The organism is Acidovorax sp. GW460-11-11-14-LB4 (assembly GCF_059423685.1).
On the sequence record NZ_JBWKYJ010000060.1, the window covers coordinates 13,291 to 31,014 of the forward strand.

The window sequence follows — 17,724 nt, forward strand, 5'->3', positions numbered from 1 at the left end:
ACAGTGGCTGGTGAACGGTGGACAAGCGCAAACGCTGCACTACTTGTGGCTGCCGCCCGACGAATATCCGCCGTACGAGCCCCCCGAGCTGCGGTAGCTGGAGGACGAGGAACAGTTTTCGACCCGGGGATCGCAGCTGGAGCAACGGCTCAGCAAGATGAGCAGGATCAGGATCACCACGGCGATGATGATGATGGTGCCGCAGCCCAGGCCGGATTTGGCCACGAACGGGCCAGGGTCGTCGCGCTGGAGCACATCTTTCTTGTCGTCCAGCTTGAACGCCTTGGCCACCGTGTCGCTGGACAGCTTGTCCCCCGCAGACCAGGTGATCTCGTTCGGGCTCTGCTCCATCGACAGCAGGCCCTTGGCGCTCGCAAAGTCGCGGTTGGTGGTCTTCTGGCCGCGCGTGACCTGCCAGTAGAACTCGCCCAGCACATACGTGGTCTCGGCCTCGTAGGTGTACTTGAGGTCGTACTTGGTGCCCATGTACGTGGCGGAGCGGCCCGTGGCCGCCATCTGCGGCGCGCCGGTGGTGGGGCGCACCATGCTCCAGCCTTCTTCGGAATCGACCAGGAACGCGAAGCCACGCTTCTGGTTGTAGAGCAGGTATTCGCTCCAGCCAAAGTGCTCGTCATCGCCGGGCTCGACGCCCATCCGGTGCTGAAAGCCCACCACCTGCCAGTGCATGCCCTGCAGCTGCCCCTTGCTGCCCAGCGGGATCAGGGGCTGGACGGGCTCGTCCTGCTCCGCCGAGCGCAACTCTCCGCCCACGCCACTGTCCAGGCTGATGATGCTGGCGCACGAGCCGCAAGTGATGCTCTTGGAGGTGGACAGCTGTACCTGCACCGGCGCACCGCAGTGCGGGCAGTTGAACTGGCGGCCTTTTTCGTCCTTGGCCGATTCGTCCTTCAGACCCTGCAGCTGCAGGTCTTCCAGGAGCACTGCCTTGCCACGCTCCACATTGGGCGGGGTGTGGCCGTAGTCGATGCTGACCACCTCGCCGTCGGCACTGCGCAGCTCGACCATGCCAAAGGGCTGGCCCAGCGGCGGTAGTTTGGGCAGCTCGCCCTGGGCCGAGATCAGCTGTGCCTGGCCGGTGTAAGCCACGCTGTAGGGTTTGCCGTTGATGGCCGTGGTGGTGCCGATGCGAAAGCGCTCGGGCGCAGGCATCTCGCGGCCGGGGTCGATGGGCCGGGTGAAGACATAGGCACCGTTGTCTTCGCCCAGCGTGGCCAGCGTGCCGTCATTCAGAAAGGCCGCCCATTCGGTCCACACGCCCGCGTCGCCCTTGTATTGCAGGCGGCCGATGAGGGTGAAGGGAATGTCCTTGCCGTCGAGCTGGATGCGCCCGCTGGCCATGAGCTGCAGCGGGCTGTGGTCGTCGAACAGCTCGGCCATCTTGCCCAGGCGCGTGAGCACATCGCCACTGCGCACGACGGTGCTCTGGCAATAGCCGCAGACGGCATGGGTGGACTGCGCGCTCTTGAACTCCACCGGCGCGCCACAGCCGGGGCAGGGCGCGCGGTAATAGCGCTGGGTGGGGTCGGTGGCCATCGTGTGGAGTGTTCTGCCCGCGCCGCGCTAAACGGCTTTGAAGCCCTATTGGCCTCTAGCGCCTATCCCTCCAGCGCAAGCAGCTATTTTTATGATAGCAATCGATCCGATCGATCAGACGAGCTTCTTGAGCAGTTCGGCCTTCTTGGCGTCGAACTCTTCCTGCGTGAGGATGCCCTTGGACTTGAGCTCGCCCAGCTTCTCCAGCGTGGCCATCACGTCTTCGGGCTTGACGCCCACTGCAGCGGCCGCCGCTGCGGGCGCTGCCTGGGCTGCTGCGCCGCCGCCTTGCAGGCCCTGCTGCAGGTTCTGCGCCAGCACCTGGCCCAGCGCCACACCCGCGCCCAGACCCATGGCGTCTCCCGCCACTCCACCACCGTTGCCCGCGCCCTCGGCAAATTTGGGGATGGCCTGCGCCGTCTGGTACTGCATGAATTTGGCCATGTCGTTGCCCACCATGCCCATGCCGATCTTCTGGTCGAGGATCTTCTGCAGCTCTTCGGGCAGCGAGACGTTCTGCACCGTGAGGGACTCGATCAGGATGCCCAGCTTGGCAAAGATCGGCGCGAGTTCCTTGGTCAGCGCATCGGCAAACATGACTTGGTTGGCCGCCAGGTCCAGGAACGGCAGGCCGCTACCGGCAATGGCGTTGCTGATGTTCTGCAACACCAGGCCACGCAGCTGGCCTTCCAGGTCGGCCACGGGGTAGGACTCGCGCGTGCCCGAGATTTCGGTGTGGAACAGCTTGGGGTCGGCGATACGGAAGGCGTAGTTGCCGAACGCGCGCAGGCGCACGGCGCCAAAGTCCTTGTCGCGGATCGTGATGGGCTGGGGTGTGCCCCACTTCTGGTCGATCTGCTGGCGTGTGCTGAAGAAGTACACATCGCTCTTGAAGGGGGACTCGAAGAGCTTGTCCCAGTTCTTCAGGTACGTGAGCACCGGCAGCGTCTGCGTGGTGAGCTTGTAGGTGCCGGGGCCAAACACGTCGGCCACCTGGCCTTCGTTCACGAAGATGGCCATCTGCGACTCGCGCACCACCAGCGTACCGCCGTTCTGGATTTCCATGTCGCGCATGGGGAAGCGCCAGGCCAGCGTGCCGTCCCCCTCTTCGGTCCACTGAATGATGTCAATGAACTGTTTCTTGATGAAGTCCATGAGGGCCATGTGTGCTCCCAAAGCAAAAGAAGGGGTTGAAAAGAGCGGCCATCATAGCAATGGGGGCTTTGGTCGCAGCGGCTTTTTTCAGTGGCGGAACGTGAACTAGTTCACGCGCAGAACCAGTCTGTTTGGGATAGGCGCTGTGGCGCTTCGCAAGGCGTCATTGGATAGCAGCTATCTGCGCCTTAGCGATGATCAATTGGCTTTCGCTATTGCGAATCACTACCATTCAACCATCCCTGCTGCACCGCTGCAGGCTCTGTTGAACCAAGGAGTCCGCCATGTCCCTCATCCGCCGCGTTGCCCGCCAGAACCAAACCATGCTGATGAAGACGGGCAGCTACTACCTCATCCACATCTGCGTGGCCGCTCTGGTGGCCTATGCCGTCACCGGCAACCTGTGGGCCTCGCTCACCCTGAGCCTGCTGGAGCCCACGGTGCAGGCGGTGGCCTTCTTCTTCCATGAAAAGGCGTGGGACCGGGCTGGTCGGCGCGCTGCACGCCAAAGCGCTACTGCATCGCCCAGCAGCAGTCCAGCCATCCAGGGCGCCTGAACAAACTCACGACAAGGAGCACCGCCATGTACGCCATTCCACTGCGCAGCCGCACCGCCACGGGCTTGGCCTTTCAACGCTGGCTGGTCCAGCGCCTGGCGGGGCTGGCCGATACCAAGTGATAACGGGCAGTCCTCTCTGCCTGCGCCAGAAACGGACATGCCCCGGCCAGCGGGGCATGAGGGTTAGAACACAAACAGGCGCGGAATGGGCAGCGCTCAGGCTTTCACATCCAGCAAGGAGCCCATCATTTCGTCCTGCGTCTTGATGGTCTGCAGATTCGCCTTGAACGCGTAGGTGGCCGATATCTGCTCCACCGCCTCTTGCTCCAGCGCCACGCCCTTGGCGTCCTGTTCGCGCTGCACGGTGGCTCGCACGCCGGCGCTTTCGGCCACTTCCTCTTGTGCAACCACCTCGCGGCGGTAGCCGGGGGTGTTCATGTTGGCCACGTTGTTGGCCGACGCGTCCAGCCGCAACTGGGCGGCCTGAAGGCCTGAACTGCCGATGGAGGAAATGCTGGCCATGGGCGCTGCTCCCGATGTCACACAATGTTGCAAAGAAGGTGAATTGTCCGCCGCGCCACGGCCGCTGGCAAGCCTCAGCCCCGCAATACCCCTGTCAGCGACCGGGCCGGTGCGCATCCTCCAGGCATTGCGCAAACGCCTGCGCCGCGCGGGCGGGGGCGGGGGAGCGGCGCATCAGGCTCACAAACTGGCAGTGGTAGTGGAACAGCGACGGGTTCACCGCCTGCATGCGGCCCTGGCGCTCGAAGGCCTCGGCGTAGTGGTCGGGCAAGAACCCGAGAAAGCGGCCCGACAGGATCAGCGTGGCGATGGACTCCTGGTCAAACCCCGTGGCCGCACGTTGCAGCCGGGCCTGGTGGCTCAACTCCATATTGGGCGAGTGGTAGCCCAGCCCCGCAAACTGGTATCCGCGCACGGCATGCCAGTCGGCCGGAGGCGATGACGCCCCAAACAGCGGGTGGCCCGCGCCGCAGTACAGCAGCATGGTCTCGCCAAACAGGTCGGCGTAGGCCAGGCTTTGCGAGCTGCGGTGCGCGGGGATGATGCCCACCTGGTAGCTGCCATCGATCACACCGCGCTCGATGGCGTTGATGGAGCCCACATGCAGTTGCAGTTGCACATCGGGGGCCTGGGCGGTGAAGGCGGCAATCGCCTCGCCAATGCGGGCGGCCGGGTTGCTCGCGGTCTTGTCGAACACCGCCACGGCCAGCTGCCCGCCCATGCGCGAGTGGATGTCGTCCACGCTGTCGCGAAAGCTGCGCACCGAGGCCAGCAGGCGCAGGGTTTCGTCATACACCCGCTGCCCCTCGGCCGTCAGCGCAAACCCCGCCCGCCCCCGGCGGCACAGCGTGAGGCCCAGGCGGGCTTCCAGGTCCTTGATGTGGCGGCTGACGGTGCTGGTGCCGATGTTCAGCTCCAGCTCGGCGGCCGACATGCCGCCGCACTCCACCACGCTCTTGAACACCTGCAGCAGGCGCAGGTCCATGTCGCTGAGCTGGCCCAGCACGGCGCGGTGTTTGCCCGGTACTGCGGGCACTGAAGCTTGGGGGGATGGAACCGGGTCTTTTACTTGCATAAATCGTCAAGTAAACATTGATATTGGATTATTTGAGAGATTAACAGGCGGCGCAACAATGCCCTACGTCAAGCCCCAGGCCGCTGGGGCTGTCCGCTTTTTGTCGCCGCCTTTGCACTGGAGAACCCCATGAGCTTCGTCAACATCGAAAAACCCGCCGCTGGCGCCGAAGGCCCCCGCATGGACGCCGAGTGGCTGGACGCGCACTGGATGCCCTACACGGCCAACCGCCAGTTCAAGGCCAACCCGCGCATGATCGTGGAGGCCAGCGGCGCCTATTTCACCGACAGCGAAGGCCGCAAGATTTTTGACGGCCTGTCGGGCCTGTGGTGCTCCGGGTTGGGCCATGGCCGCCGCGAGATCGCCGAAGCCATTGGCAAGCAGGCGATGAAGCTGGACTACGCACCCGCTTTCCAGTTTGGCCACCCGCTGTCGTTCGAGCTGGCCAACCGCGTGAAGGAACTGACGCCTGCAGGGCTGGACTATGTGTTCTTCACCGGTTCGGGCTCCGAGTCGGCCGACACGTCTTTGAAGATGGCCCGCGCCTACTGGCGCGCCAAGGGCCAGGGCACCAAGACGCGCCTGATCGGCCGCGAAAAGGGCTACCACGGCGTGAACTTTGGCGGCATTTCGGTGGGCGGCATCGTCGCCAACCGCAAGCTGTTTGGCCAGGGCGTGGAGGCCGACCACCTGCCCCACACCCAGCCACCCGCAGGCTCGTTCCACAAGGGCATGCCGCCCACGGGCAAGGAGCTGGCCGACCGCTTGCTGGAAGTGATTGCGCTGCACGATGCCAGCAACATCGCGGCCGTCATCGTCGAGCCCTTCTCGGGCTCGGCCGGTGTGGTGATCCCGCCCGTGGGCTACCTGCAACGCCTGCGCGAGATCTGCACACAAAACAACATCTTGCTGATTTTTGACGAGGTGATCAGCGGTTTTGGCCGCAGTGGTGCCTGGACGGGTGCCGAAGCCTTCGGCGTGACGCCCGACATCCTGAACTTTGCGAAGCAGGTCACCAACGGCGCGCAGCCGCTGGGCGGCGTGGTGGCCACCAAGGAAATCTACGACACCTTCATGGCCGCAGGCGGGCCGGAGTACATGCTCGAATTCCCGCACGGCTACACCTACTCGGCCCACCCCGTGGCCTGCGCGGCGGGCATTGCGGCGCTCGACATCCTGCAAAACGAAGACATGATCGGCCGCGTGAAGGCGCTGGCCCCGTACTTCGAGCAGGCTGTGCACAGCCTCAAGGGCGCCAAGCATGTGGCCGACATCCGCAACTTTGGCCTGGCCGCCGGCTTCACCATTGCGGCGCTGCCCGGCGAGCCTGCCAAGCGCCCCTATGAGATCGCCATGAACTGCTGGAAGAAGGGCTTTTACGTGCGCTACGGTGGCGACACCATCCAGCTGGCACCGCCCTTCATCAGCACCCAGGCCGAAATCGACCGCCTGATCAGCGCCCTGGGCGACGCCCTGCAAGAAACCGCCTGAGCTTCCTTCGCCAGCCAGCCTGCCCCTCCATGCGCATTTCCATCCTCACCTTCGATGCCTTCAACGACCTGGATTCGCTGGTGGCGTTTGGCATGCTCAATCGCATCGCGCTGCTGGGCGACAAGGACTGGCAGGTGCGCATTGCGAGTCCCACACCCCGCATCACGTCCATGAACGGGCTGACCATCGACGCGCACGAAGACCTGAGCCAGCTGGCTGAGGCCGACGCGGTGCTGGTGGGCAGCGGCATGAAGACGCGTGAGGTGGCCAACACCCCCGCGCTGATGGAACAGCTAAGGGTGCTGAACCCCGCCCACCAGTTGCTCGCGGCGCAGTGCTCTGGCACCTTTTTGCTCAGCCGCTTGGGCCTGCTGAGCGGCACGCCCGCCTGTACGGACCTGACCAGCAAGCCGTGGGTGGTGGAGTCGGGCGTGGACGTGGTGCCGCGCGCGTTTGCGGCCCACGGCAACGTGGCCACGGCGGGCGGGTGCCTGGCCTCGCAGTACCTGGTGGCGTGGCTGATCGCCCGACTCAAGGGGCTGGATGCCGCGCGCGAAGTGCTGCACTACTTTGCTCCGGTGGGCGAGAAGCAGGAGTTCATCGACCGCGCCTTGGGGCATGTGCTGCCCGCGCTGGAGCCCCAGGCTGCTGCGTCTTGAATACTATAAATTTGATAGCTATCAGCGCATTTTTCACTAGCGCTTGTGGCACTTTTTACTTGAAATCACCATGAACCACGACAAAAACGTCACCACCACCATCGGCCACCTGATCGACGGCCAGATCGTCGCCGACACCGCCCGTACGCAGCCCGTGTTTGACCCCGCCACCGGCCTGTCCACCACCAGCGTGGCCCTGGCAAGCCAGGCCACGGTCGAGGCGGCCATTGCCTCGGCCGAGGCCGCGTTTCCGGCATGGCGCAACACGCCGCCGCTCAAGCGTGCGCGCGTGATGAGCAAGCTCAAAGTGCTGCTCGAAGAAAACGCCGACAAGATCGCCGCCCTGATCACCGCCGAACACGGCAAGGTGCTGGCCGACGCGCACGGCGAGCTGCAGCGCGGCATCGAGAACGTGGAATACGCGAGCTACGCGCCCGAGTTGCTCAAGGGCGAGCACAGCCGCAACGTGGGCCCCAGCATCGACTCGTGGAGTGAGTTCCAGGCGCTGGGCGTCACCGCAGGCATCACGCCCTTCAACTTCCCGGCGATGGTGCCGCTGTGGATGTGGCCCATGGCCGTGGCGTGTGGCAACACCTTTGTGCTCAAGCCTTCGGAGCGCGATCCCTCCTCCACGCTGTTCATCGCCCAGCTGGCGCTGGAAGCGGGCCTGCCGCCCGGCGTGCTCAACGTGGTCAACGGCGACAAGCTGGCCGTGGACACGCTGCTGCGCGACCCCCGCGTCAAGGCCGTGAGCTTTGTGGGCTCCACCCCCATTGCCGAATACATCTACGCCGAAGGCTGCAAACACGGCAAGCGCGTGCAAGCCCTGGGCGGTGCCAAGAACCACGCCGTGCTGATGCCCGACGCCGACGTAGGCAACGCAGTGAGCGCGCTGATGGGCGCGGCCTACGGCTCGTGTGGCGAGCGCTGCATGGCCATCCCGCTGCTGGTCGCCGTGGGCGACGAAGTGGGTGACGCCGTGATCGCGGGCCTCAAGACCGAGATCGCCAAGATGAAGGTCGGTCCCGGCACCGACAACAGCAACGACATGGGCCCGCTGGTCACCAAGCCCCACTTCGAGAAGGTGAAGGCCTATGTGGACAGCGGCGTGGCCGAAGGCGCCACGCTGGTTGTGGACGGCCGTGGCGTGAAGGTGGCGGCAGGCCACGAGAACGGCTATTTCCTGGGCGCCTGCCTGTTTGACAACGTCAAGCCCGGCATGAAGATCTACCAGGAAGAAATCTTCGGCCCCGTGCTGGGCGTGGTGCGCGTGAAGACGCTGCAGGAAGCCATGCAGCTCATCAACGACCACGAGTACGGCAACGGCACCTGCATCTTCACCCGCGACGGCGAGGCCGCCCGCTACTTCACCGACCACATCCAGGTCGGCATGGTGGGCGTGAACGTGCCCCTGCCCGTGCCGGTTGCCTACCACTCGTTCGGCGGCTGGAAGCGCAGCTTGTTCGGCGACCTGCACGCCTACGGTCCCGACGCCGTACGCTTCTACACCAAGCGCAAGACCATCACGCAGCGCTGGCCCTCGGCGGGCGTGCGTGAGGGGGCGGTGTTCAGCTTCCCGAGCAGCCGCTGAAGCACCAGCATCCACTTTTCGACGAAAAGGCCCCACGTGGGGCCTTTTTTCGTTTTGTGCCGTGCCAGTGGGTTTGAAGGCCAGCCATGCAAATGCGCATGGCTGGCGTGGCATGCCGTCTTTTGGCGCAAGAAGAGCCCATGAAGCGACCCGTTTTCGGATGCCGAGGTCTTACCCATCAAAAAGCAAAACACTTCATAGCTTTTGTGCATGGATACGGAGGTCTCAAAACCCTGCCCGCACGACACAATCAATGGGCAAACAGCCCCTCTATAAGCAGATTCGCTTACTAGGGTTTTTACGCACATCCCCCTACAATCGCAGACCCTTACAAAGCTGACAGCCTGCTGCAGACCCGCTGGAGTACGGTTTTGGCCCCTCACCCCTGAGTTGGAGACACTGAATGCCCGAGAACACCACGGCCCAGAACAACAACGATTCCGACAAGCGTGCCCAGTTGCGCCGTGCCGCTCTCGAGTACCACGAGTTTCCCAAGCCCGGCAAGCTGGCGATTGCCGCGACCAAGCAGATGATCAACCAGCACGATCTCGCGCTGGCCTACTCGCCCGGCGTGGCCGCGCCCTGCGAAGAGATCGTGAAGGACCCGGCCAACGCCTTCCGCTACACCTCGCGCGGCAACTTGGTCGCCGTGATCAGCAACGGCACGGCCGTGCTGGGCCTGGGCGACATTGGTGCGCTGGCCTCCAAGCCGGTGATGGAAGGCAAGGCCGTCCTGTTCAAGAAGTTCGCGGGCGTGGACGTGTTCGACATCGAGATCGACGAGAAGGACCCCGCCAAGCTGGTAGAGGTGATTGCGGCACTGGAGCCGACCTTTGGCGCCGTGAACCTCGAAGACATCAAGGCTCCCGACTGCTTCTATGTGGAGCGCGAGCTGCGCAAGCGCATGAAGATTCCGGTCTTCCACGACGACCAGCACGGTACGGCGATCACGGTGGCGGCTGCCGTCGTGAATGCGCTCAAGGTCGCCAACAAGAAGATCGAAGACGTGAAGCTGGTCACCAGCGGCGCGGGTGCGGCGGCCCTGGCCTGCCTGAATCTGCTGCTCAAGGTGGGCGTGCAGCGCAAGAACGTTTTCGTCACCGACCTGGCTGGTGTGGTGTATGAAGGCCGCGAAGAGCTGATGGACGACGACAAGCGCCAGTTCATGCAGAAGACCGACGCGCGCAAGCTGGCCGAGGTGATGGTGGGGGCGGACGTGTTCCTGGGCCTGTCGGCCGGCAACGTGCTCAAACCCGAGATGGTGGCCACCATGGCCGAGCGCCCGGTGATCTTCGCGCTGGCCAACCCCAACCCCGAGATCACGCCCGAGCTGGCGCACAGCGTGCGCAACGACATCATCATGGCCACGGGCCGCTCGGACTATCCGAACCAGGTGAACAACGTCCTGTGCTTCCCCTACATCTTCCGTGGAGCACTGGACTGCGGTGCCACCACCATCACCGATGAGATGGAGATTGCCGCGGTGCACGCGATTGCCGAGCTGGCACAGGCCGAACAAAGCGAGGTGGTGGCCGCCGCCTACGTGGGCGAGAAGCTGACCTTCGGGCCCGAGTACCTGATTCCCAAGCCGTTCGACCCGCGCCTGATGATGAAGATCGCGCCCGCCGTGGCCCAGGCCGCCATGGACAGCGGCGTGGCACAGCGCCCCATCGCTGACATGGACGCGTACCGCGACCGGCTGCAGACCTTTGTGTATGCCTCGGGCACGACGATGAAGCCCATCTTCGACGCGGCCCGCAATGCCGCCAAGAAGCGGGTGGCCTATGCCGAGGGCGAAGAAGAACGCGTGCTGCGTGCTGCGCAGATCGTGGTGGACGAAAAGGTGGCGCGCCCCACGCTGATCGGCCGCCCCGCCATCATTGCCCAGCGCATCGAAAAGTTTGGCCTGCGCCTGAAGGAAGGCGTGGACTACGACGTGGTCAACACCGACTTCGACCACCGCTACCGCGACTTCTGGCAGACCTACCACCGCATGACCGAGCGCAAGGGCATCACCCAGCAGGTTGCCAAGATCGAGATGCGCCGCCGCCTCACGCTCATCGGTTCGATGATGCTGCACAAGGGCGAAGTGGACGGCCTGATCTGCGGTACTTGGGGCACCACCGCCAACCACCTGATGTACATCGACCAGGTCATCGGCAAGCATGCAGGCGGCGCCGACAGCACCGAGCAGGATGTGCCGGTGTACGCCTGCATGAACGGCCTGATGCTGCCAGGCCGCCAGGTGTTCCTGGTGGACACGCACGTCAACTACGACCCCACGCCACAGGAGCTGGCCGAGATCACCGCCCTGGCCGCCGAGGAAATGATGCGCTTTGGCATCAAGCCCAAGGCGGCGCTGCTGTCGCACTCCAACTTCGGCACCAGCAACAGCCCCAGCGCTGTGAAGATGCGCCGGACGCTGGAACTGCTGCGCCAGCAGGCCCCCTGGCTGGAAGTGGACGGTGAAATGCATGGCGACGTGGCGCTGGACGGCAAGGCCCGCTCGGCGCTCATGCCCAGCAGCGAGCTGACCGGCGACGCCAACTTGCTGGTGTTCCCCAACATCGACGCCGCCAACATTGCCTACAACCTGCTCAAGACCGCAGCAGGTGGCGGCATTGCCATCGGCCCCGTGCTGCTGGGCGCTGCCAAGCCGGTTCATATCCTGACACCCAGTGCTACCGTGCGTCGTATTGTGAACATGACAGCCCTCACCGTGGCCGATGCCAACGCCCTGCGGTAAGCCTTAAAAGAATAGCAAGCGCTAACTTAAAACCCCTGCAAAGCCCTTCAGCGTCTGCCCAATCTTTGTGCAGACGCTTGCTTTTTGGGGACCGTTGAGCGACACTAGCGGGTCGAAATTTCGGGTTAACCCGTAGTTTCTGAAAGGTTCGTTGATGCTGAAGGCTGTAGCCACCCGGGCGCGCAAGGCAGGGTTATTGTGTGTTTTGGGTGTTGCTTTCGTGCTGTCTCCGGTCGCGGGACATGCCCGGAAATCCCCGTCCACCGACGGGTCCATCACCCCCATCGCACTGGCCGAGTTGCCGCCCCAAGGGCGGACAACGTATGCGCTGATCCGTGAGGGCGGGCCCTTTCCGTACGACAAGGACGGATCGGTTTTTGGCAATCGCGAGCGGCTGTTGCCCGCCCAAAAGCGGGGCTACTACCGTGAATACACCGTCAGAACACCAGGATCGCGCGACCGGGGAGCCCGGCGCATCGTGTGTGGCGGCAAGCCCCGGATGCCGGATGCCTGCTACTACACCAGCGACCACTACGCCAGTTTTCGCGAGATCGTCGAGTAACCCCAATGCGTCGTACGCCAGCCAGCCCATCCCTGAAAGCGTACGCCGCGCCCCATTGAATTCCCCATTCACAGGCCGCATCCTGCAGCCTGTGAGATGCCAGAAGTTTGTGGACTTTATAAAGAAAGAGTAGCGGAGATGCAGACGCCACTTCGTAAAGACCTGGAAACGCCACTGCGTGGCGTGCGCACCAACATCGTGCAGTCCATTCGCGCCTTCCGCGTGCAGGACCTGCAGGATGCAGCCACCTCCATGGGTCACCATTTCTTGTACGCCAATCTGGCCCACGCGCAGTCCAAGCAGGATGTGCTGGATCTCATTGCCGCCCAATTCACGTTCCCGTCGCACTTCGGCAAGAACTTCGATGCGTTGTACGACTGCATGACAGACCCCTTGCACAAATCAGGCCCGCAGCCTGGTTTCATTGTGGTGCTGGAGCAGATTCCTGCCACGGGCAAGTTCGACAAGGAAGCGCGCGAGCAGCTGCTCGACATCTTCCGTGATGCTGCCGACTACTGGGGTGATCGCAAGATCCCCTTCCGGTGTTTCTATTCTTTTCTGTAGCCCGTTCTGCATCCACCAGCCAAGCAGAACGGGCGAACGAGGCTAGCGACACCCAGGCCGTGGAAGGCATCGAGATCAACGGCGAACCCGCTGAAAAGATGCCCACCGACAAGCTTGTGGACGTGTCGCCCATGGCGCTGCGCATGAGCAGCCCTTTCAATGCCGGGTATTGGCTCAGCGCCGCATAACTCGGTACATCCCCCTGAGCGGCTACGCCGCTTCCCCCTTCTCTCGGCTTCGCCGGGAAGGGGGACGACACCAGCGCGGCGGGGCGGCCCTTGCGCGGTGTCTCTGGCATGGTATGTCGCCCATCGTCGAGGGCAGAGTTGAATCAAGCGCCTGCCACACCCGAGGCAGGCCTCTTTTCCTGCCATTGATGCGGATGATGCTGGTGCACTGCACCCCATTTTTTTGCCCCATAGACCGCCAGCACCCATTCAACAAGCGCTGCCAGCTATTAATTTAAGAGCAATTCTGCGCCAGAGCCACGTATTCGGCCACGGGCACTTCCTCGGCGCGGCGCTGGGTGTCGAATTCACCAGCAAACTGGCGGGCTTCGAGCCAGCGGCCCAGCGTGTGGCGCAGCAGCTTGCGGCGCTGGCTGAAGGCGACCTGCACCAGCTCTTCCAGCAGCGGCACAGACAAGGCCGCAGGCTCTGCATGCGGCACCATGCGCACCACGGCGCTGTCCACGCGGGGCGGCGGGTCGAAGCTCTCGGGCGGCACGAACAGCATGTTTTCCATGGCGTAGCGCCATTGCAGCATCACCGACAGGCGCCCGTAGTCGCCCGTGGCGGGGCTGGCCACCATGCGGTCGATCACTTCCTTTTGCAGCATGAAGTGCTGGTCTTCGATCACCTGCACATGGTCCAGCAGATGGAACAGGATGGGTGTGGAGATGTTGTAGGGCAGGTTGCCCACCACGCGCAACCGCAAACCGGGCTGTCCTGCCTTGTCACGCAGGGTCTGCGCCAGTGCGGTGAAGTCCACCTTGAGCACGTCCGACTCAATCACGTCGAGCTGGCCATGCAGGCGCAGGCGCAGCGCCAGGTCGCGGTCCAGTTCGATGACCGTGAGGCGCCCCAGGCGTTCCACCAGGGGCTGCGTCAGCGCGGCCAGACCGGGCCCGATCTCGACCATGGGTTGACCGGGCATCGGCGCAATGGCCTGCACGATGCCGTCGATGATGCCCTGGTCGGACAGGAAATGCTGTCCGAAGCGCTTGCGGGGAATGTGTTTCAACGCGGCCTTACCTGTTGTCGTGTCTGAGAGTGCTTGGAGCTCGTGTGCGCTGCACTCACTGGGGTGGCTCGCGGTACTCGACATACGCGCGCCCGCGCAACTCCTGCGCCCAGGTGGCATAGGCCTCGTCGAGCTTCTTCTCGCGCACCGTGCTGCGGGCCATTTCGCGCTGCTCGCGCTGGGTGAGCTTGGCCTCGCGGCGTTCGAGCAGCTGGATCAGGTGCACGCCAAAACGCGAAACCAGGGGTTCGCTGATGTCACCGGGCTTGAGGGCGTCCAGCGCTTGCTCGAACTCGGGGACATACCGGCCTGGGTTGGCCCAGCCGAGGTCGCCGCCCTCCTTGGAACTGCCGTCCTGCGAATGCTCGCGCGCCAGGGCTGCAAAGTCGGCCTGCCCCGCCAGCACGCGGCGGCGGTAGTCGGCCAGGCGCGCGGCGGCGGCGGCTTCGGACAACTGGGGGCCCGTGCGCAGCAAGATGTGGCGCGCATGGTTTTGCACTACGGTGGTCGGCATACCCGCCGTCACACGTTCCACCACCTTGAGCACGTGAAAACCCGCTGGCGAGCGCACCGGGCCCACGATGGAGCCCACCGGCAGGCCGAGGGTGGAGTTCACAAACAGCTCAGGATAACGATCCGCAGGCCGCAAGCCCAGCAATCCACCAGCGCGCTGGCCTTCGGGCGCATCGGAGAACTCGCGGGCCACCGCTGCAAAGTCTTCGCCCGCGCGCACCTTGTCGGCCGCTCGCTGTGCCCGTGCCTGCCGCTCGGCCACCTGCGTGGGGGTGGCGTTTTCAGGCACCAGCACCAGCACATGGCCCAGGTTGATCTCCATGGCGGCGACATCCGTGCCCTTTTGCTCTTCACGCAGGAACTGGTCCACGTCCAGATCGCTCACCTTCACCCGCGCTTCGACTTCGCGCTCGCGCAGGCGCTGCTGCAGCAACTGGTTGCGCAGCTCTTCGCGAAAACGGTCCTTGCTCATTCCATCGCGGGCCAGGCGCGCATACAGCTCGTCCACTGTCATGTCGTTCTGGCGGGCCACGCCCTGCTCGGCTTGCGACACGGCGTAGTCATCGACCTTGATGCCCGATTCGCGGGCCTGCTGCAGCTGCACCTTCTCCAGGATGATGCGTTCGAGGACTTCGCGCGCCAGCGCATCGCGCGGTGGCATGGCACCGCCCTGCTTGGCGATCTGCGCCTCGGCACGTGCCAGGCGCGAGCGCACCTCGTAGTTGGTCACGGGCTCGGAGTTGACCACCGCCACAATGAAATCGGCCGAGCGCGGGGCCGTGCTGGTGGAGGGCGCGGGCAGCGTGATGGAGGGCACGGCAGCAGGGCGCGCATTCAGCGAAGACGGCGATGAAGACAACCCTGTCTTGCCCGAGGACGAGGTCCCCGAGGGGCGCAGGCCCTGGGCCGCAGCGCCTTGCGCCACGAGGGATGCCAACGCGGCCGTCAAGGCCAGTGCGAATACACGGTGGTTCATGGTCTAGTCGTAGTTGCTGAAGCGGCTGGGCGTGGAGACCTGCTCGCGCAGGTTCTGGTAACGCGGCACATTTTGCTTGAAGGAGTCGAGCGGGCTGGAGCCCAGGCTCAGGCGGGAGAAGCCCACGAATTCGATCTGGAACAGAAGGCGCGTGTTGGAGCTGGTCACGCTGCTTTGCAGGCGCTCCAGCACCACGCGGCCAATCCAGCAGCAGCTGTCGTACTCGAAGCCCACCACGGTGTCCACGAGTTTGCGGTCCTTCATGCTGTAGTTCAGGCGGCCCACGCTGTACCAGCGCCCGCCGCCCTGGCCGCGGCCGGGGCCCAGGTCCTTGCCCTTGTCGCCCCACAGGTCGTTCAGCGGCCACTGCCAGCCGATGTCGATCTGCTCGCTGGTGCCACGTTGCAGACGGTAGGCCGCGCTCACGGTGCGGTAGTTGCTGGGGCTGTAGCGCGCGCCGATGGTCGAACGGATGGACTGTCCGGTCTTGGGGTTGTACTGCACGGTGGAGTCAAAGCCCCACTGCGGTGTCCAGTTGATGCCCGCGCCCAGCAGCAGGTCCGACAGGCGCTCGCTCACCGGCGTGCCCCCTGGCAGGGTGACCTTCTGGTCCGAGAAACGCACCCGCTGGGCAATGCCGAAGCGCGCTGCCTGGGCACCAGTGTCGGGGTCCAGCAGGCGTGTGGTCACGCCCAGGGTCAGCAGGTTGTTGTCGGCCAGCCGGTCGTTGCCGCCAAACGCGTTCTCTGTGTAGATGGTGGCGAAGTTGAAGTCATTGGCCGCTGTGTCATACACCGGCAGCATGCTCTGGTCGCGGTAGGGCGTGTAGGTATAGAACGCCCGGGGCTCCAGTGTCTGCAGGAAGGCGCGACCAAAGTAGGCGGTGTCACGCTCGAACACCAGGCCGCTGTCCAGGCTGAAGGTAGGCAGCGTGCGGCTGGCCGAGCGCTGGCCGTTGGACAGGGCCGAGTCAAACTGGTACTGCGTGGCATGCAGCTGCAGGCGCGGGGTGATGAAGCCACCCGGCGACAGGAAGGGGCGGCTGATCTGCGCCATGGCGTAACTGCGATCGGCATTGGGCTGGCCCGTGAGCGCGCGGGCCGCTTCAAAGCGCGTGGTGTCCAGCTCCACGCTGGCATCGAATCCACCGCCCAGCTGCGAGGGGTTGTAGCGCCATTGCACCTGCGGCATGCGGTCATACGGAGGCACGATGGGCGAGCTCACGTCTTGCAGCGTCTGCCACTTGAGCGTGCGCACGGTGGCCGACATGTCGTTGCGGCCCCAGGACAGGATCGCATCGTTGGGCAGCAGGCGCTGGCGCAGTTGATCCGTAGCACGGCTGAAGTCGCGCCAGTAGTTGTCATCACTCACGCGGTTGAGGTTGAGGTTCAGCCCCAGCCCGCCGATGCCGGTGTCGAACGCGCCTTCGTGTTTGCCGCTAAAGCTCCAGCGCACCCGGTCGCGCAGACGGTCGGTGGGCATCACGTCGGCACTGATCTGGCCTTTGTAGGTTGGCTCCAGGTAGCGGAACTCGCCGCCCACGTTGGCGCCTCGTTTGGTCATGAGCGCGGCGCGCAAGGTGGCATCGCGGTTGGGCGCGATGTTCCAGTAATACGGCTGCATGTAGGTCACGCCATCCCGGCTATCGAGCCCTACGGTGGGCGGCAGCAGGCCTGATTTGCGCTTTTCCGACAGTGGGAAGCTGATGTACGGAATGGGCAGCACCGAGATGCCCTTGAACTCCAGCACCGCATCTTCGGCCGTGCCCACCTCTTCCTCGTTGTCAATGCGGATGGTGGCGGCGCGCAGCACCCAGTCGGGCTGCCAGCTCTCCTCGTTGCCACGCTCGCAGGTGGTGTAGGTGCCGTTGTGCACCACGGCGCGGTAGCGGTCCACAAAATCCACCCGCGTCGCATCTCCATGCGCCTGCGTGGCCAGGAAGCGGTAGCGCGCGTCGCTGAAGAAGCCCTCGAAGGCCTCCACCCGCAGCTCCAACGCCGTCCCTTCGTAGACATTGCCTGCGCGGTTGATGCGCACCTTGCCGTTGGCCTTGGCCAGGTCCTCGGGCACGTTGTAGTCGAGCCGGTCGGCGCGGATGACCGTGTCGCCCCGGCGCAGCTCGGCGTTGCCTTCAATCAGTGCGTTCAGGTCGGTCTGGCCGCTGATGTGGTCGCCCTTCACAAAGACGGGCAATTGCGAACGCACGGCGTCGGGAATCTTTTCCTGCAGCAGGGGTGACGTGCGCAGCACCGGCGGCGCATCCCAGGCGCTGGGCGCGGCTCCGTCCTGGGCCAGAGCCGCCAGCGGCAGGCCACACCAGGCCAGCGCAACGCCCAGGGCCAGCACGCGGGGCACGGGGGGCCGCAGCCGTGCAGACTTCGCCATGGCGGGCCGGGCGCGAAGGGAGGTGAGGTTCTGCACGGTGAGGGGCTGGCAGCGTGGCACGTGGGGTGTTGAGGGGCGGTAGCGGACAAAGGGACCGGTCCTGGCCAGCGCGCACGGCGCCAGCCACGAC

15 protein-coding genes are annotated in these 17,724 nt (G+C 64.5%); 8 read left to right on the plus strand and 7 right to left on the minus strand.

Going from position 1 to position 17,724, the window contains the following annotated elements:
* Positions 1-39: 39 nt before the first annotated feature.
* Together AC07X4_RS18320 and AC07X4_RS18325 are read right to left on the minus strand one after the other, a co-directional pair.
* A complete protein-coding gene (locus AC07X4_RS18320) occupies positions 40-1,554 on the minus strand; it encodes a DUF4178 domain-containing protein (protein WP_494740888.1) in 1,515 nt (504 codons plus the stop codon).
* Between the two features lie 114 nt (positions 1,555-1,668).
* Positions 1,669-2,718: an SPFH domain-containing protein gene (locus AC07X4_RS18325; RefSeq protein ID WP_056056717.1), complete on the minus strand. Its 1,050-nt coding sequence runs from the start codon at positions 2,716-2,718 to the stop codon at positions 1,669-1,671.
* A gap of 275 nt (positions 2,719-2,993) precedes the next feature.
* On the opposite strand from AC07X4_RS18325, the gene AC07X4_RS18330 reads away from it, so the two are divergent.
* A complete protein-coding gene (locus AC07X4_RS18330) occupies positions 2,994-3,266 on the plus strand; it encodes a DUF2061 domain-containing protein (protein WP_121941415.1) in 273 nt (90 codons plus the stop codon).
* Positions 3,267-3,484: 218 nt separating this feature from the next.
* On the opposite strand, the gene AC07X4_RS18335 is transcribed toward AC07X4_RS18330, so the two are convergent.
* Together AC07X4_RS18335 and AC07X4_RS18340 are read right to left on the minus strand one after the other, a co-directional pair.
* A complete protein-coding gene (locus AC07X4_RS18335) occupies positions 3,485-3,790 on the minus strand; it encodes a flagellar basal body protein (RefSeq protein ID WP_494740889.1) in 306 nt (101 codons plus the stop codon).
* Positions 3,791-3,884: 94 nt separating this feature from the next.
* Positions 3,885-4,865, minus strand: coding sequence for a LysR family transcriptional regulator (locus AC07X4_RS18340; RefSeq protein WP_099731720.1), 981 nt, complete (start codon positions 4,863-4,865; stop codon positions 3,885-3,887).
* A 129-nt stretch (positions 4,866-4,994) separates the two neighbouring features.
* On the opposite strand from AC07X4_RS18340, the gene aptA reads away from it, so the two are divergent.
* From aptA to AC07X4_RS18375, 7 genes are all read left to right on the plus strand, one after another.
* Positions 4,995-6,356, plus strand: a complete 1,362-nt coding sequence (gene aptA, locus AC07X4_RS18345) for an omega-aminotransferase AptA (protein ID WP_108496902.1) — start codon at positions 4,995-4,997, stop codon at positions 6,354-6,356.
* A gap of 29 nt (positions 6,357-6,385) precedes the next feature.
* Positions 6,386-7,015, plus strand: a complete 630-nt coding sequence (locus tag AC07X4_RS18350) for a DJ-1/PfpI family protein (RefSeq protein ID WP_494740890.1) — start codon at positions 6,386-6,388, stop codon at positions 7,013-7,015.
* Between the two features lie 70 nt (positions 7,016-7,085).
* Positions 7,086-8,606, plus strand: a complete 1,521-nt coding sequence (locus tag AC07X4_RS18355) for a CoA-acylating methylmalonate-semialdehyde dehydrogenase (protein ID WP_108496904.1) — start codon at positions 7,086-7,088, stop codon at positions 8,604-8,606.
* A 403-nt stretch (positions 8,607-9,009) separates the two neighbouring features.
* Positions 9,010-11,352 carry an NADP-dependent malic enzyme gene (locus tag AC07X4_RS18360; protein WP_056742688.1) on the plus strand — a complete coding sequence of 781 codons (2,343 nt, stop codon included), beginning with the start codon at positions 9,010-9,012 and terminating at the stop codon, positions 11,350-11,352.
* A gap of 154 nt (positions 11,353-11,506) precedes the next feature.
* Positions 11,507-11,914: a guanyl-specific ribonuclease gene (locus AC07X4_RS18365; protein WP_056056729.1), complete on the plus strand. Its 408-nt coding sequence runs from the start codon at positions 11,507-11,509 to the stop codon at positions 11,912-11,914.
* A gap of 138 nt (positions 11,915-12,052) precedes the next feature.
* Entirely contained in the window at positions 12,053-12,478 is a 426-nt protein-coding gene (locus tag AC07X4_RS18370; protein ID WP_015016366.1) for a barstar family protein, read from the plus strand.
* Positions 12,457-12,666 carry a hypothetical protein gene (locus AC07X4_RS18375; protein WP_015016367.1) on the plus strand — a complete coding sequence of 70 codons (210 nt, stop codon included), beginning with the start codon at positions 12,457-12,459 and terminating at the stop codon, positions 12,664-12,666. Before AC07X4_RS18370 ends, AC07X4_RS18375 begins: the two co-directional genes overlap by 22 nt.
* 274 nt (positions 12,667-12,940) lie before the next feature.
* Here the strand turns inward: AC07X4_RS18375 and rsmA are convergent, their stop codons facing one another.
* The 3 genes from rsmA to AC07X4_RS18390 are packed head-to-tail and all read right to left on the minus strand — an operon-like array spanning position 12,941 to position 17,594.
* Positions 12,941-13,720 (minus strand): 16S rRNA (adenine(1518)-N(6)/adenine(1519)-N(6))-dimethyltransferase RsmA, encoded by a 780-nt coding sequence (gene rsmA / locus AC07X4_RS18380; protein WP_444825018.1) that lies wholly within the window; start codon positions 13,718-13,720, stop codon positions 12,941-12,943.
* 55 nt (positions 13,721-13,775) lie between these two features.
* Positions 13,776-15,209, minus strand: a complete 1,434-nt coding sequence (locus AC07X4_RS18385) for a peptidylprolyl isomerase (protein WP_395457103.1) — start codon at positions 15,207-15,209, stop codon at positions 13,776-13,778.
* A gap of 3 nt (positions 15,210-15,212) precedes the next feature.
* On the minus strand, positions 15,213-17,594 hold the full coding sequence (locus AC07X4_RS18390) for an LPS-assembly protein LptD (RefSeq protein ID WP_056742682.1): 2,382 nt from the start codon (positions 17,592-17,594) through the stop codon (positions 15,213-15,215).
* Positions 17,595-17,724 lie beyond the last annotated feature (130 nt).

Bases quoted from the DNA above. Each gene is read 5' to 3' on its own strand.
- AC07X4_RS18320 (WP_494740888.1), bottom strand. From the start codon at position 1,554: ATGGCCACCGACCCCACCCAGCGCTATTACCGCGCGCCCTGCCCCGGC.
- AC07X4_RS18325 (WP_056056717.1), bottom strand. From the start codon at position 2,718: ATGGCCCTCATGGACTTCATCAAGAAACAGTTCATTGACATCATTCAG.
- AC07X4_RS18330 (WP_121941415.1), top strand. From the start codon at position 2,994: ATGTCCCTCATCCGCCGCGTTGCCCGCCAGAACCAAACCATGCTGATG.
- AC07X4_RS18335 (WP_494740889.1), bottom strand. From the start codon at position 3,790: ATGGCCAGCATTTCCTCCATCGGCAGTTCAGGCCTTCAGGCCGCCCAG.
- AC07X4_RS18340 (WP_099731720.1), bottom strand. From the start codon at position 4,865: ATGCAAGTAAAAGACCCGGTTCCATCCCCCCAAGCTTCAGTGCCCGCA.
- aptA (WP_108496902.1), top strand. From the start codon at position 4,995: ATGAGCTTCGTCAACATCGAAAAACCCGCCGCTGGCGCCGAAGGCCCC.
- AC07X4_RS18350 (WP_494740890.1), top strand. From the start codon at position 6,386: ATGCGCATTTCCATCCTCACCTTCGATGCCTTCAACGACCTGGATTCG.
- AC07X4_RS18355 (WP_108496904.1), top strand. From the start codon at position 7,086: ATGAACCACGACAAAAACGTCACCACCACCATCGGCCACCTGATCGAC.
- AC07X4_RS18360 (WP_056742688.1), top strand. From the start codon at position 9,010: ATGCCCGAGAACACCACGGCCCAGAACAACAACGATTCCGACAAGCGT.
- AC07X4_RS18365 (WP_056056729.1), top strand. From the start codon at position 11,507: ATGCTGAAGGCTGTAGCCACCCGGGCGCGCAAGGCAGGGTTATTGTGT.
- AC07X4_RS18370 (WP_015016366.1), top strand. From the start codon at position 12,053: ATGCAGACGCCACTTCGTAAAGACCTGGAAACGCCACTGCGTGGCGTG.
- AC07X4_RS18385 (WP_395457103.1), bottom strand. From the start codon at position 15,209: ATGAACCACCGTGTATTCGCACTGGCCTTGACGGCCGCGTTGGCATCC.
- AC07X4_RS18390 (WP_056742682.1), bottom strand. From the start codon at position 17,594: ATGGCGAAGTCTGCACGGCTGCGGCCCCCCGTGCCCCGCGTGCTGGCC.